This window comes from Intrasporangium mesophilum (assembly GCF_054783095.1).
The window spans coordinates 15,211-28,304 of sequence record NZ_BAAGRF010000008.1 but is presented as its reverse complement, the minus strand read 5'-3'; the positions used below and the strand labels follow the sequence as shown (position 1 = coordinate 28,304).

The following is a 13,094-nucleotide window of genomic DNA, read 5'->3' as shown; positions in this document are numbered from 1 at the left end:
AAGGAACACGGCAAACTGAACAGATTCGAGTGTCAAGGATCAACCGGCATCGAACTGTCAACCATCAGCCGGAGGTCAACAGGGGCACCAACCCGTTTCCGCAGGTCATCGGCCACTTTCGGCCTCGCCGTCCTCGTCCTTTTGGGGGTCGCTCCCCTGCCGGGTACCCGTGGGGTGCCCGTCGGCGTTCCACTCGGGTGTCGGCCCGATGTCCTGGGCCGCCTCAGTGACGAACTGGTGGATCAGGGCGAAGGGCAGCGCCGACGTCACGGCAGCCGTGAACGTGAACGCCTGCAACGAGTCGTCGTAGAACGCTTCGCACACCAGACCTCGACCGGCACCTGGCCCGACATCCGACAGCTCCCACCCATATCCGTCCCGCGATGAGACGTCGGAGAAGCGCGTAACGGCAGAGTGACGCCCGTCGAACAGCCACCTATCCCTGGGATCCATGGCCCTGATCCTTGCTTGTGCCTCGGTCTCGAAGCGCTCGGTTTACTCGCATCACGGCGGCGCGATCCGCGTCGGTCCCCATCAGGTGGCCGTAGGTGTCGAGCGTGAGCTTCGCGGTCGAGTGACCCAGCCATGCCGACACCGTCTTGATGTCAACGCCCGCCGCGATCCACAGACTCGCCGCCGTATGCCGCAGGTCGTGTGGACGCCTGCCCAGGCCTGTGGTCGTCCACCGGACTGCTCGCCGCCAGTTCTGGGCGTGCAGGTAGCCGCCCTCCGGGGCCGGGAAGAGCAGGTCGTCCGGCTCACGACCCGACGCCCAGGACTCGACGACCGGGCGCACACGGTCGGTGAGCGGGACGAGCCGGGACCGTCCGCTCTTGGTGGTGGCCCGCTCGATGACCGCGCCGGTCCTCCCCGACTGTGGCAGCGACCGCTTGACGACCAGGCCGGGATACGGCACAGCGACGACGTCACGGACGCGAAGCCCGCGCAGCTCGCCGAAGCGAACGCCGGTCAGACCCAGGACGAGAGTCAGGTCTGCGTATCGGCCCGCCGTCCCACGCTGCTTCTCCACCACGGCGAGCAGGACGTCGATCGGGAACGGGTCGACCTCGACCACCTTTCCCGTCCTCGAGTCGGGGTGCGGCAACGGGACGTCCTCGGCAGGTGACTTCCGGAGGCGACGCGTGCGGACGGCATACCGGAACAGCCCGCGCAGCGTCGTCCGAACCCGTGCCGCCGTGCGAACCGAGCGCGACACGGCGAGGCTGGTCAGGAACCGCTCGACCTGAACCTCGGAGATCGACGAGATCGGCAGCTTCCCGAAGGCCGGCACGATGTGCACCCGCAACGCACTCTCGTCCGACTCCCATGCCCGGACCGATACGTGGCCCTTGCGCGCCTCCTCGTACTCGGCGGCCAGCTCGGAGACCGTGATGCGGCCCGCGGCAGGCGACACGAACTCTCCGGACAGCAGCAGGCGCTTCTGCTCCATCTCCCACCGGATCGCGTCCCCGCGACGTTCGAACGTCCTGTCAGCGACGACGCGGCCCCGGTGCTTGACCTGGACGCGCCACTTCCCGTTGGGCCGCTTCTGGATCACGCGGACTCCCGCTGCGACTCCAGCCACTCGTTCAGACCTTCCGGCGTCCAGAAGCACCGCCGACCGACCCGGATCGCGGGAGCGAACCGACCGTGGATCCGCAGGTGGTTCAGAGTGCCCACCGTGATGCGGCACCACTCGGCAGCCTCAGCCGCCTTGAGCAGCACCGGTGCTTGGATCTCGTTCCGCTTGTCATTCATGGCCCTTCTTCCCTTCTCTCGATTGCCTTGCATTGGTTACGAATTCGTCTTGGTAGTGGCTCGCCATTGGGCATACTCGCGGGCGCGTGCGGCGGCTGCCTTGGCGAGTTCGGCATCGCCGTCGGTGTCCCAGCCGGACCCGGCGTACGACCACTGGCCGATGACGAGGGTGGTCTCCTCCAGGTCGTCGGCGAGCAGGTCGTCGACGTCACGCACGTCGAGGGTCACGCCCTTGCGGTTGGCCTCGGCGAGGCGGCGCTGGAACCTCGTGCGGGCGCGGCGGAGCCTTCCGAGGGTCACGCTGTAGCGGCGGGACTTGGACGAGAAGTGGCCGCGAAAGCCTTGCATGTGCTGCCACTTGCGCAGCAGCCCGTACGGGTGGTCCCGCAGCGGGAGCCCGTCGGTTTGGGCCTCGGCGTCGATCCGGTCGGCGACCTGGCCGAGGGTGACACGCAGCCGTCGCCAGTGGGGGTTGCCCTCGTTGACGGTGTCCGTCGCTGACTTGGTGGCGTACTTGGCGAGGTAGCCCGCGACCTGCTCGGGCGCAAGCTGCCGCTCGGGGTCGTCGGTTCGGTGCCTTGTCTTGATCGGTCGTACGTCGACCTGAGCCCCGAACCGCAGCGTCCGGACCGCGTCGCCCTCATACAGCCGTGGCGCGTCGTACGTGACCGCGACGACGGCGTGCTCAATCAGGGCAGCGAGCAGCGCGGCGGTGGCACCCTCGGGTGCCGGAGCGAACCCGTTCTTGTTCTTGGGTCCGTCCAGGCGGATCAGGGCGTGGAAGTGGATCAGCCCACGCAGCTGGTACTCGGCGACCTTGGCGTACTGGACCGTGACGACGTCGCCCAACCGGGACTCGCGGACGCCGAGGGTGTGGGCCATCGCGCGGCGGAGGGCGATGGTGAACCGGCGCCACAGTTCGGGCGCCCACCACTGCCAGACGAGGTGCCCGAGGTAGTCGTAGCACTCAGGGCAAAGTGGCTGGCCCAGCAGCGGGTCGCCGTCGCTGTGGCTGGCGTGGCAGACGGTCGGCCTGCCATGCTCGCACACACCGGCAGTTTCCTTGGGGGTGAACGGCCGGCACTTGCGTCCGTTTCGGGTGCCGTGGACGAGCCCGAACGACGGGGCGGTGACCGTAGCGAACACCAGCGGGTTGTCTGCGACGTGCTCGGGCACGCCCTTGCCCCCGGCTACCCCGGAGCGGATCAGGTGGAACGTGTCCGCGGCATAGACGCGGGAGCAGGACGGGCACTCCGACGCGCGACGGTTCCCGCACCGCACGTGCAGCACACCGAGCGGCGCGTCGGCCGAGGAGAAGGTCGAGAGCACTTCCCCGGTTCGCCCGTCGACGGTTGTCGAGGACCCGCGCAGGCGGATCGGCTTGGCGCAGTGACCCACCCGTGCCGCGGCTTCGGCCCAGGCGTCGAAGTCGGGTGAGGTGAGCCGTTGGACGATCTCGGCCTCGACGCGCGGGGTGAGGGCAGCCAGGCCCAGCCCGGCATCCTCCGCGAACCCCGGGAAGGGGGCGCCTTGGATTGCCGAGCTGTGCCGGTCCGTCCTCACCTCCATCACGCTGCCCCGAGCCCATCCCTGTGATCGCTTGAGAGCGCGTCTGCGAGGACGTCACCGAGGGCGTCGCCGCGGCGGAGCCGCCGGGTCAGCGCGAGGCGTTCCTCACGGGTGGTGCCTCCGTAGATCACCCACTCGTCGCCGTACACCAGCGCCGAGGCGAGGCACAGTAGGCGGACCGGGCACTCCTGGCAGACCGAAATCGCGCGGTCGTTGTCGCCTGAGTAGTCCGACAGCCACCACTTCGCCGGATGCTGCCGGCACAGGCCGTCGTGGTGCCACTCGTCCATGTCGAGCTGCGCGAGGGTCGGGCCTCCGGTGCGGTCGACCCACCGGCGGACGCGACCCCACGGCTGCAGAGATCGGGGAGGCTGGATCATGCCGCATCACCGCCCAGGACAGACTCAGATGAATCACTCGGCGAAGCCACCGACGCCGTTTGGGTGCGAGGCTGTCGGGGCTTGCGTGGAGCCCTTGGGCGACGAGCACGAACCCCGGCCAACGAGTCGGCCGAGTCACCGCCGGATGCAGGCACGAACGGGACGGCCTCGATATACCCCAGGTTCTCCGGCGAGGCAGGCCCTTCCATCTCGTCGTTGACCGGACGCGGCGCCGGGTGCCGGGTGGCGACCGCCTGGACGAGGTGGTCAGGCCAAAAGTCGGCCCGCACTCGATCAGCGCTGCCGTCCTCCTCGATCACCCAAGCCGTGCCCGGAGCCGCGGGTGAGATCCGGTGCGCGGGAGCAGTGGCAGCGGCACCCTCACCGAGGACCATCCGGGTCTCGTCCGCGGTCCGCAGCCGCAGCGCCACGGTCTGGGTGAACAGCCCCCGGAGCCCGACAACCTCCTTGCGCGGGTCCTGCACGCACGCCAGGACGACGACGCCGAGGGCGCGGCCCTGGGTGAGGACCTCGGCGAGCAGCCGGGAGGCCTCCTTGCGAGTGTCGGAGTCGCTGTAGGCGGTCAGGACGGCCAGCTCGTCGATCGCGAGCACGTGCAGCGGCTCTGTGGGTGTCGGCGTGTGGAGCCGGGACGTGCCGGCCATCCGACGTCCGCGCTCGTCGACCACCGCCAGGAGCCGGGTCAGGACGTCGACCGCCTCGGCGGGCGTGGTGGCGACCTCGGCGAACAGGCCCCGGCCCATGCCGACCTCGACACCCCGCTTGAGGTCGACACCCCAGAGCCGGACCAGCCCGACCGATACCGCCGGTGCGAGGCCGCCGCAGACGCCCCAGAAGATCGAGCCCTTCCCCGAGCCGGAGCACCCGACGACGAGGGTGTGCCTCCCCGTGACCGGAAGGACCCACGCCGTGCCGTCCTGGCGGCGTCCCACCGGCACCGCGTCGATGCGCACGCCCGTCGGGGCGACGGCCTCACTGGTCTGGTCGAGTCGGTCGGCCATGACCAGCACGTACTCGACCGTCGACGGCGACAGTGCGCGGAACCGGAACGAGCGCGCGTTCGCCGCGGCCGCGAGGGCCGGAGCGGCCTTCTCGAGGTCGTCCACCGTCTGACCCGTTCGGGTGCGCACGGTCATCGTCAATGTGACGCCGCGAGCCGTGGCCGAGCACAGCCGCGGATGGACCCACTCCTTGCGCTCGGCGACCGGTGCCGGGTGTGACGTGAACGTGTCAACAACCCGGCCCAGCAGCGGCCGCGGTCGGTCCCGGTACACCGACAGGTTGCACTCCCGCGCCAGATGCGCCCAACGGCGACGAGCCCACACCATCCACCCCAGGCGAGCGGACGGCCCGGCGACGATGCGGGCGTACGAGACCGGCCACCACCGGCCCCACACGACCGAGACGAGCGCGGGCGCCCACCACGCGATGACCAGCAGCTCGATCGCCAGGGCCTGACCCTTCGGGAACAGCCTGACCGCCACGCCGACGGTGGCGACGGTAACGACCCAGCCGGTGTGCCGCCAGGTCCACACCAGGACACCCCAGACGATCGCGCAGAGCGTGCGTGGGACAGCCAGGGCGACTCCCGATGCGGGAAACCGTGCAGTGGTCGTCACGAGGCCACCCCCTCCGGTCCCAAGGGCGCGACGGCCGCCGTGTCCGCCTCGCTGGCCCCGGAGTCGAGCACGCTTGGGCGCGTTGGCTCGTCGTGAGATCCGAGCACCGTGACAGCGACAGGCGCGGCGAGCCGGGAAGCCTCGGGCGGGGTGAGCCAGCCCGACCAGGACGACTCGACGAACACGACGTCGGCGTACAAGGCCGGGAACGTGCGGGTCCCGCTTGCAGTCAGCCCCAGTAGCGCGGCGGCCTCAGAAGCGACCAGATCATCGGAGCAGTGCGCCCGCACCTCGACGATCGCCACCGGCCCCACGGCTTCCCCACGTCGCGGCCTGACCTGCGAGCGGTCGACCTGCACCGACAGCAGCGGCAGCGGGCCAATGATCGCGGCCAGCAGCACCGACACCTGAGCAACCAAGACCAGGTCGAGCGCGGGCCAGTCCCGCCGCTCATCGCGGGTGTCCCCCTCGTCGTCCGTCCTGGACCCGAGGCGGTCGTGAACCGGGCGCATCAGGCCGCGCCCTTTGCCTGGTTTCCAGCACCCGAGGTACCGGGGGCGATCATCGACTCGGCCCGGAACGACCACGCTATCCGACCCCGGCCCATCGAGGTCTCCTCCACGTACGGCAGCGCCGTCAGCCCGACGAACTCGACCGGCGTCCACGGGAACGGCGTCTTGTTCTCCGGCGGCACCGGCTGCACCTTCGCCAGCAACTTCACCGTCACCGCGGTCTCCCGCTTGCCCGCCTGCTCGTCCGCGTCCAGCACGACCACCTGCCACACCAACAGCCCCGACTCGGCGTCGACCTGCTGCGGACGCGACCCGTCCGGGCGCTTGTCCGCGTTGAAGTCGAGCACCGGCTCGACCGGCCCGTTCGGACCCTGCTTCAGGAACGCCCCGTGCGGGAACACGTCCCCGAACCCGACCCTGAACCGCTTCTGCATCGCCATGGAAGTCTCCTTCTCTAGTCACCTAGAGCAGTTGCCCTAGCGAGACCAGTGAAGCACTCCTCTAGACAAGCGGCAACAGCAAACTCAGTTCGCCGGGAACCGGTACTCCAGGACGTAGCTCGGAGCCGCCTTGACCGTGTCGGTCAACTCCACCGGAACCCCGTTGCTGTCAAAGGCGATCCGGCGCACAGTAAGGACCGGCGTCCCCGCTGGGAGCCGCAGCCGGCGCCGCTCCTCGGGCGCGGGCATCCGAGCGGCGACCTCTTCTGAGAACTCGGCCAGTGTGTGGCCGGCGTCTTCGATCCGCGCATAGATGCCACCAGGCCCAGTGTCGACTTCCTCGATCTGCGTTCCCTTCGCGATCGAAGACGGCACGTACGAGGCCGCGAGCTCGACCGGCTGCCCATCCATCAGGTAGCGGCGACGCCGAGCGACGACCCTCGCCCGCGCCTGGAGTCTCAGCGCCTCACGAATGTCGAGGGGCGGAGCCTCAGACCCGACCTCGATCTCGTCGACGGACGGCGATCCCACACCCTGAGCCTCGGCGATGAATGCCGCCTGTCCAGCCTCGCGGTGCCGACGAGCGAACCTGTCCGACGCCACGCGGCGGACCACGGGACGCTCGCGCACGAACACGCCCCGGCCATGCTCCGCAACCAGCAGACCCTCCGACCGCAACTCCCCCAGTGCCTGGCGCACCGTCATGCGGGCAACACCGAAGTGCTCCATCAACTGCGCTTCGGACGGCACCTTCTCCCCTGGCCCGATCCGGCCAGTCCCGATGCTCTCGCGTAGCGCCTCGGCTATCTGCTTGAACGCAGGAGTGTCCGAGGTCTTGTCGACCTGGCCTAGGTCCAGCATCACTCCTCCAGACGTCCGTACTGCCTACACTCTGACAGATGGAGGCAAGCCGGTGACAGAGACACCACGCCACTCAGTGAGCGTTGCAGCCGCGATCTTCGACGAGAGCGGCGAGAACGTCCTGCTCATAAAGCGCCGCGACAACGGCAACTGGGAGCCGCCGGGCGGCGTCCTCGAGCTGGAGGAGACGATCGAAGACGGCCTTCGCCGCGAAGTCCGCGAGGAGACAGGCGCCGAGATCGAGGTCGGCCCGCTCACCGGTGTCTACAAGAACATGAAGCGAGGAATTGTGGCTCTCGTGTTTCGCGGCCGCTTGTCGACGGCTCCGCGCGAACACACTCAGGAAGCAGAGCTGATCCGGTGGCACCCACTATCAAGTGTCCCGCTACTGCTCACCCCCGCCTACGGCGCACGAATCACCGATGCGCTAGACGAAGACCGTACCAAAGTTCGAAGCCACGACGGCCACTCTCTGCTTTCCTAGAACCACAGCCATCCTTTCCGCCTAGGATGCTGATCGTGCGACAGGGTCTGCCCTGAGCACGCCCGAACATCCTGCCACGGCGCCTAACGTCGCTGGTTCAATGTCCGCATGAGCCCACGCCACAGCGCTTCCGGTTCGTGAGCCCCAGTCCGCTAGGAGAGGTACGTGGAACCACTGTCGCCCGCACTGATCAAGCAACTTAAGATCTCCAACGCAGTCAAGGATGAGGCCGCAGCGACTCGAAACCTCGTTCCAGGCGAGCCGGGTTGGGATCGGCTCTCCGCGAAAGCGTCTGAGGTGGACCGGAACTTCGTCGGCATCTTGAGGAACGGCTTTCTACCGACACCCCAGGTGGAACTCATCGCTAGGAAGCCCGGGCACGGCGTCCGCCCCATCCCATACTGGGGTCCCCTCGAGAGGATCCTCTACAGGGCGCTCTCGGAGATCGCGATGAAGCCGTTCGAGAAACCCGATCGGTCTCCTGAAGCGTACGTCTCGTTCGTCAAAGCCCCCGTACACAGGAGCTTTGAACTTCAGCAGGAGGAGAACCCAGACAGCGATGATGACACGGACAAGTTCTTTCACTTTCTGGAATCGCCCCTAAAGTACGTCGTCAAGTCCGATATCACAGCCTTTTACCAGTTCGTCGACCACGGCATCCTTAAGGAAGAGCTTCTTAACCATGGGGCTGACTTCGAAGCCACCAGTGCCTTGGTCGAGCTGCTACGCGAGACGCAAGGGAGATCTTATGGTCTTCCGCAATTGCTTGAACCGTCCGATTGGCTGTCGGAGGTGTATATCGAGCGGGTGCACCGGCAGATCGTGCGCCGCGGGCTCGAAGCGTGGCGCTTCAACGACGACTTCCGCATCGCCACTCGCACATACGAGGACGCACTTCGAGCCATTGAAGTGCTAGACGAAGCCAGCAGAGCCAATGGTCTAGTGATTAGCGAGTTCAAGACGCTGACCTATGGAATGACAAACTACCTGATCGACACGTTAGCCCTTGGACCTTCAGAGGAACTCGAGAAGTTCATTCCTGATGAGGTCGAAACGATCGTGGGCGACTACACGGACGACTTCGATGACGATGAAGACGGGGCGTTTCAGCTCCTCGCGAGCGCGTCCTCAGACGCAAACATCGAGGACCCTGACGCAATACGCCTCCGTAACATCAAGACGGAGGATGTGCGAAGGCTACGTAGAGCTTTGGGCGCACTTTCTAACGCTGACGATGAGCGAGCGGTCACGCACCTCATCAAGCTCCTCATTTTTGCCCCGTCACTGACGCCATCGATCTGCAAGTATGTGACGTCCCTTACAGGCGATGAACTGGGTCTTGATGAGTTCTTCGATGAGGTGATCGCGGCACCTTCCCTGAATGACTGGCAACGTGTATGGATCACGGGAACGATGTCCACGCTGGGACTTCTAGATGGAAACGCCGGTGCCGCCCGCCGCGACTGGGTTATTTCTGAACGCCGTGAGACGCGGGACTCAGTTGTTCGCAGTTATTGCTCAAGCGGGCTGGGCCGAGCAGGCTTCCTCGACATCACCGAGATTGTGGCCGACGCTGAGGACGCGCCTCAAGCGTTGCTCACAGTCTACGCGGACGCAATCTCCGAAGTCGCGGGCCGTAAGGGCGAGGACGCCACGAAGTTGATCGCAAATGCTTGGGGCGACAGGACCACCCTGCATAAGATCCTCCTGGGAGCAATCCCAGAATGAGCCGCTTGAGTGTCCCACTGGACGTCACTGAATCCGCCCTTCGCCTGCTACATGAGACACATGCTGAATTCATTCATGCTCCGGTCACCGCAGCCGTTGGCCGTATCAGCTCAGGCTCCGGCCATCTTCGCCTCCGATGGCGAGGGGGAGACCAGATTCGCTCACAGGGAACGTACCTTCGGCAAGTGAGCATCGTTGAGGCATATGTCGACTCACTTTCGTCAGATCTGTTTCAAACCAGAACTGTCGACACGGACCAAATGATCAGAAACCTCATCAAGGCCGCGGAAGAGGAGGCGGAGAATACGTGGGACACGCGGAAGACCGCGTTCCGCGACTATCACCTTGTGCCACTAGGTGATTGTTCCTCATGGAGCAAAATTGATGCGGCGATTGTCGTTCGCAATGCCATTGCTCACGGCTTGGGCTCGCTCACGAGGCGCCAAAGGAACCGCAAGGATCGTCAGAAGGTCCGAGATGCAAAAGTTGGGCTTACCGATGACGTTATTCATGTGGACGGGACTTCGCTTTCTATGCTCTTAGGCGCCGCAGACAGCTTTATCCGCGATGTAGACCGCCGGGTCCGCAGCAGGTAGAGCACTCTTCAGCACTACGGGTTCTGGGCCAGACTCCTGGGCTGTTCCCCGCCGGGCCGTCATGCCGTTCGGTACCCTGCGACCACAGGGAGAGGGGAGCATGCATGCGAGCATGGTGGGGTCGACTGCGGACGCGCCAGAGGCTCGGTGGGCTCCTCGCCGTCATCGGCGGGGGCCTGACAGTCCTACTAGCCTTCCTGGGCAACGAGACCGAGCCGCCCGGCGCGAGCACCCAGGCGCTTATTGCCTTTCTAGCCATACTCGCCCAACTTGCCTCGGCATGGGCGTTCAGTGGAGACGGCAAGGCAGATCCCGGTCTCGCTCAACGGTCAGTAGGGCGACTGGTAGGCCTGGCCCAGCGGGCCGAGGCGGCGCGGACGGCGATCGAGACCCTCCAGAGCGCCAACAACGTGAAAGCCGAGCAATTGCGCCTAGCATTGGGCCAACTTAGCGTGCACCTGAGCTATATCGAAGAGGGTTACCTGGACGCGGTCGAAGACTGGCGCATATTCCATCCCGAGGCCGTGCAGAAAGCCGAGAGGAGCTCCGATTTAGATGCTGAATGAGGATGAGAGGATCAGAGGCAAAGTTGCTGCCATTCTGAGCAAGCGCGAGCTAATCCTCAACATCGGCGGCGAAGATGGCGTCGAGGTGGGGATGAAGTTCGTCATTCTCAATCAGAATGGAGTGGACGTCACCGACCCAGATACCGGTGCGGTGCTTGGTACTGTCGAAGTACCGAAGACCGTCGTCAAGGTTGTGCGGGTGGACGGTCCACATCTTTCGGTGGCTCGAACGTTCCGCACTATCAAGGGAACGCCTGGGATACTTGCACTCTCTACTAGCCTCAGCGGGACGCCAACGCGAACTGAGACACTCGACATTGAGTCTGGTTCCAGCCTTCGGGCCGAACTCAGTGAACAAGAGTCTTATGTCAAGCGGGGAGATCTGGCCCTTTCCACTGAGGGCGACGAATACGACGACCTATGACGAGCGTGTGTCGTCGTCGGCATCCCGGTTCATATCCGGCAGTCTCGGTGTAACTGGGCGCGGCGCCTGTCCATCGGCGCCTTGTTGCCTAATTGAGTGAGTCAGGAAGGAACTGCGGGTACTTCTGGCGGAGGGCCGTAAGCGCCTCTTCCTTGTCGGGATCCAGATCTAGCTGGGCCTTAGCGAAATGGAGGGCCCGCCGCCGATCCTCTAGAATCCCGCCCCAATGACGAATCCAGATGCGTAGGTCCATATCTGGGTCATCATGAATTAGTCCAGGTGGCTGGTTCCGCTTCGTTGCCAACTTTGCAATGTCCCGACTTACCCGGTTGGCCACCAAGACAAAGTCCCAACCAGTTTCAGCGTCGCGGAAGCGTTCGTCCCCAGCAACAGCCATCGCGTATGCTTCAATCTGCTGTCGCTCCTTGTAGCCGATTGTACAATCCGGACGCTTCAATTCGACAACCAGGTGCCGCTGCTTCTGGGTGTCCTCCACCGTCTTTGTCAGCATCAGGTCGACAATTGCCGTCTTTCGATCTTCGATCTCAATGTGAGCGAGGTTGGTCGTCGTACGACCAAGATGTTCCAAGTGTCGCTTCAGAACCTCAGCGATGCCTTTGTCATCAACGCCTAGCGCATACTGTTCGCCGAACACCCATGGTTCAGCAGCCAACATCCTGTGGAGTTGACTCCGTTCAAGAACGGATTCTTTAATGTCCTCGTCGAAAAGGAGCACGTCGAGACTTCTAAGGAATGTGAGTCGATCTGAGATCGTTCGGGACGTAGAAATTATCGAGGACAACGAAGTCTGTTCCAGCACGGCGGCCAAGTCGTCGACATCACTTGGAGGTAGGTCTAGCACCTCTGAGAGAACACGTCGAAGGTTTGTAGGAGCCGTTTCCAGTGCTTCCTTGAGGAGTCGCAGGGAAAGACGCTGCGATGACGCGTCCCCAGCGATTCCCGATGATGCGGTTACGGCAACTACATTGAAGAGTTCTCGGGAAGCAGCCTCGATTTCGTCCGCTGGGTCTTCCGGATAGGGGTAGACATCCGTCGCCTTCCAGTTCTCAACCAACTGACGCGTCTTCTTGTCCTGGCGCTGCTGGAAATACTCCCTCAGATCAGCCCTGACCGCATCTATTATCGGCTGAAAGCGCACATGGCCCATGTCCGCCAGCTCGGCATCGTCGTCATCGAATGCAGGCGAGGAAACGGCGACGCTGAAGTTGAATCCTGGAGCGTGGATCCCGGGGCTCATCTCCGCTAATGGTTTGGCTGGGTCGGCACCGAAGAGAATCATTGACCGAGGAACCGCAGTACGCCACTCTATGATCTCCACATGTACAGCCTCGAGCTCCCCGGGGACATGGACGTTGTGAACCACGCGCTCATCTACCGCGCCGTCGTCATCCAGGCTGATCGGTTGCCCGTCGAATTCGATGGTCACGTCTCTGTGCTTGAACAGGTACCCCGCGTACTTGTTCGCAAGCCGGTCGCGAACGTCCTCGGCGAGCAGGCTGCCCATGGACGCATCGCCCGCTATGCACTCGACCACGCACCCTGTTTCCAGTCTAGTGGGCTGCGGTTCTGAAACATCGAACGTCTCGGGCGTCGCCGAGGAGCCAACCACGGTGAATTTGACTCTACCTGTCGGATCATCTGCGACGCTCGTCCATGTCACCTCGTGACCCAGTGCGTAAGCCCTGAACCGTCCTTGGCCCTCCCTACCGAACAACTGCCTTCCGGATTCGGTTTGCCGACTGCCCGCAGTCTTCCACGAGCCTCCCAACTGTCCAAAGAGGGTCTTTAGTGCAACGTATGAAACCCCGGTGCCATTGTCAGTGACCCGAACGCGATGCACGCCGCCGAGCGCCGATCTATCGAGGGCGATTCGAACGGCCGTTGCATCCGCGTCCAGAGCATTGGACACCAACTCGACTAGCGCTGCGAACGGTCGGGTCGGCTTGATCAGCTTGACAATGTGATCTCGACCCACGGCTACAGCGACCTGCGTCATGACTGCCCCCTGTCACCCAGCTACGTAGCTTGGACCCTACGGCATCACGACGCTTGTGTGGTCAGATCGTCCGAAGTCGGGCATTTGCCAGGCGAACTACCCGTCGTCACCGGGACCTC

Annotated in this window: 15 protein-coding genes; 5 read left to right on the top strand and 10 right to left on the bottom strand. The window is 64.6% G+C overall.

The window, feature by feature from the left end; translation table 11 throughout:
* Window positions 1–105: 105 nt before the first annotated feature.
* From ACYVLP_RS07480 to ACYVLP_RS07440, 9 genes are all read right to left on the bottom strand, one after another.
* The gene (locus ACYVLP_RS07480; RefSeq protein WP_460626715.1) at window positions 106–453 is read right to left on the bottom strand and encodes a hypothetical protein; all 348 of its coding nucleotides are present in this window, start codon (window positions 451–453) and stop codon (window positions 106–108) included.
* The gene (locus ACYVLP_RS07475) at window positions 437–1,558 is read right to left on the bottom strand and encodes a tyrosine-type recombinase/integrase (protein ID WP_460626714.1); all 1,122 of its coding nucleotides are present in this window, start codon (window positions 1,556–1,558) and stop codon (window positions 437–439) included. Before ACYVLP_RS07475 ends, ACYVLP_RS07480 begins: the two co-directional genes overlap by 17 nt.
* The gene (locus tag ACYVLP_RS07470) at window positions 1,555–1,758 is read right to left on the bottom strand and encodes a helix-turn-helix domain-containing protein (protein ID WP_460626713.1); all 204 of its coding nucleotides are present in this window, start codon (window positions 1,756–1,758) and stop codon (window positions 1,555–1,557) included. Before ACYVLP_RS07470 ends, ACYVLP_RS07475 begins: the two co-directional genes overlap by 4 nt.
* 36 nt (window positions 1,759–1,794) lie before the next feature.
* On the bottom strand, window positions 1,795–3,321 hold the full coding sequence (locus tag ACYVLP_RS07465) for a replication initiator (RefSeq protein WP_460626712.1): 1,527 nt from the start codon (window positions 3,319–3,321) through the stop codon (window positions 1,795–1,797).
* A 5-nt stretch (window positions 3,322–3,326) separates the two neighbouring features.
* The gene (locus ACYVLP_RS07460; protein ID WP_460626711.1) at window positions 3,327–3,707 is read right to left on the bottom strand and encodes a WhiB family transcriptional regulator; all 381 of its coding nucleotides are present in this window, start codon (window positions 3,705–3,707) and stop codon (window positions 3,327–3,329) included.
* The gene (locus tag ACYVLP_RS07455; RefSeq protein WP_460626710.1) at window positions 3,704–5,347 is read right to left on the bottom strand and encodes a hypothetical protein; all 1,644 of its coding nucleotides are present in this window, start codon (window positions 5,345–5,347) and stop codon (window positions 3,704–3,706) included. Before ACYVLP_RS07455 ends, ACYVLP_RS07460 begins: the two co-directional genes overlap by 4 nt.
* Window positions 5,344–5,859 (bottom strand): hypothetical protein, encoded by a 516-nt coding sequence (locus ACYVLP_RS07450; protein ID WP_460626709.1) that lies wholly within the window; start codon window positions 5,857–5,859, stop codon window positions 5,344–5,346. Before ACYVLP_RS07450 ends, ACYVLP_RS07455 begins: the two co-directional genes overlap by 4 nt.
* Window positions 5,859–6,299: a plasmid replication, integration and excision activator gene (locus ACYVLP_RS07445; protein ID WP_460626708.1), complete on the bottom strand. Its 441-nt coding sequence runs from the start codon at window positions 6,297–6,299 to the stop codon at window positions 5,859–5,861. The genes ACYVLP_RS07450 and ACYVLP_RS07445 overlap by 1 nt, the downstream gene beginning before the upstream one ends.
* Window positions 6,300–6,383: 84 nt before the next feature.
* Window positions 6,384–7,160 carry a GntR family transcriptional regulator gene (locus ACYVLP_RS07440; protein WP_460626707.1) on the bottom strand — a complete coding sequence of 259 codons (777 nt, stop codon included), beginning with the start codon at window positions 7,158–7,160 and terminating at the stop codon, window positions 6,384–6,386.
* 52 nt (window positions 7,161–7,212) lie between these two features.
* On the opposite strand from ACYVLP_RS07440, the gene ACYVLP_RS07435 reads away from it, so the two are divergent.
* From ACYVLP_RS07435 to ACYVLP_RS07415, 5 genes are all read left to right on the top strand, one after another.
* Window positions 7,213–7,644, top strand: a complete 432-nt coding sequence (locus ACYVLP_RS07435; protein ID WP_460626706.1) for an NUDIX hydrolase — start codon at window positions 7,213–7,215, stop codon at window positions 7,642–7,644.
* Between the two features lie 165 nt (window positions 7,645–7,809).
* The gene (locus tag ACYVLP_RS07430; protein ID WP_460626705.1) at window positions 7,810–9,372 is read left to right on the top strand and encodes a hypothetical protein; all 1,563 of its coding nucleotides are present in this window, start codon (window positions 7,810–7,812) and stop codon (window positions 9,370–9,372) included.
* A 185-nt stretch (window positions 9,373–9,557) separates the two neighbouring features.
* On the top strand, window positions 9,558–9,968 hold the full coding sequence (locus ACYVLP_RS07425) for a hypothetical protein (protein ID WP_460626704.1): 411 nt from the start codon (window positions 9,558–9,560) through the stop codon (window positions 9,966–9,968).
* Between the two features lie 104 nt (window positions 9,969–10,072).
* Window positions 10,073–10,534, top strand: coding sequence for a hypothetical protein (locus tag ACYVLP_RS07420; protein WP_460626703.1), 462 nt, complete (start codon window positions 10,073–10,075; stop codon window positions 10,532–10,534).
* A complete protein-coding gene (locus ACYVLP_RS07415; RefSeq protein ID WP_460626702.1) occupies window positions 10,524–10,958 on the top strand; it encodes a hypothetical protein in 435 nt (144 codons plus the stop codon). Before ACYVLP_RS07420 ends, ACYVLP_RS07415 begins: the two co-directional genes overlap by 11 nt.
* An 88-nt stretch (window positions 10,959–11,046) precedes the next feature.
* Here the strand turns inward: ACYVLP_RS07415 and ACYVLP_RS07410 are convergent, their stop codons facing one another.
* On the bottom strand, window positions 11,047–12,975 hold the full coding sequence (locus ACYVLP_RS07410) for an ATP-binding protein (RefSeq protein ID WP_460626701.1): 1,929 nt from the start codon (window positions 12,973–12,975) through the stop codon (window positions 11,047–11,049).
* Between the last annotated feature and the right edge of the window lie 119 nt (window positions 12,976–13,094).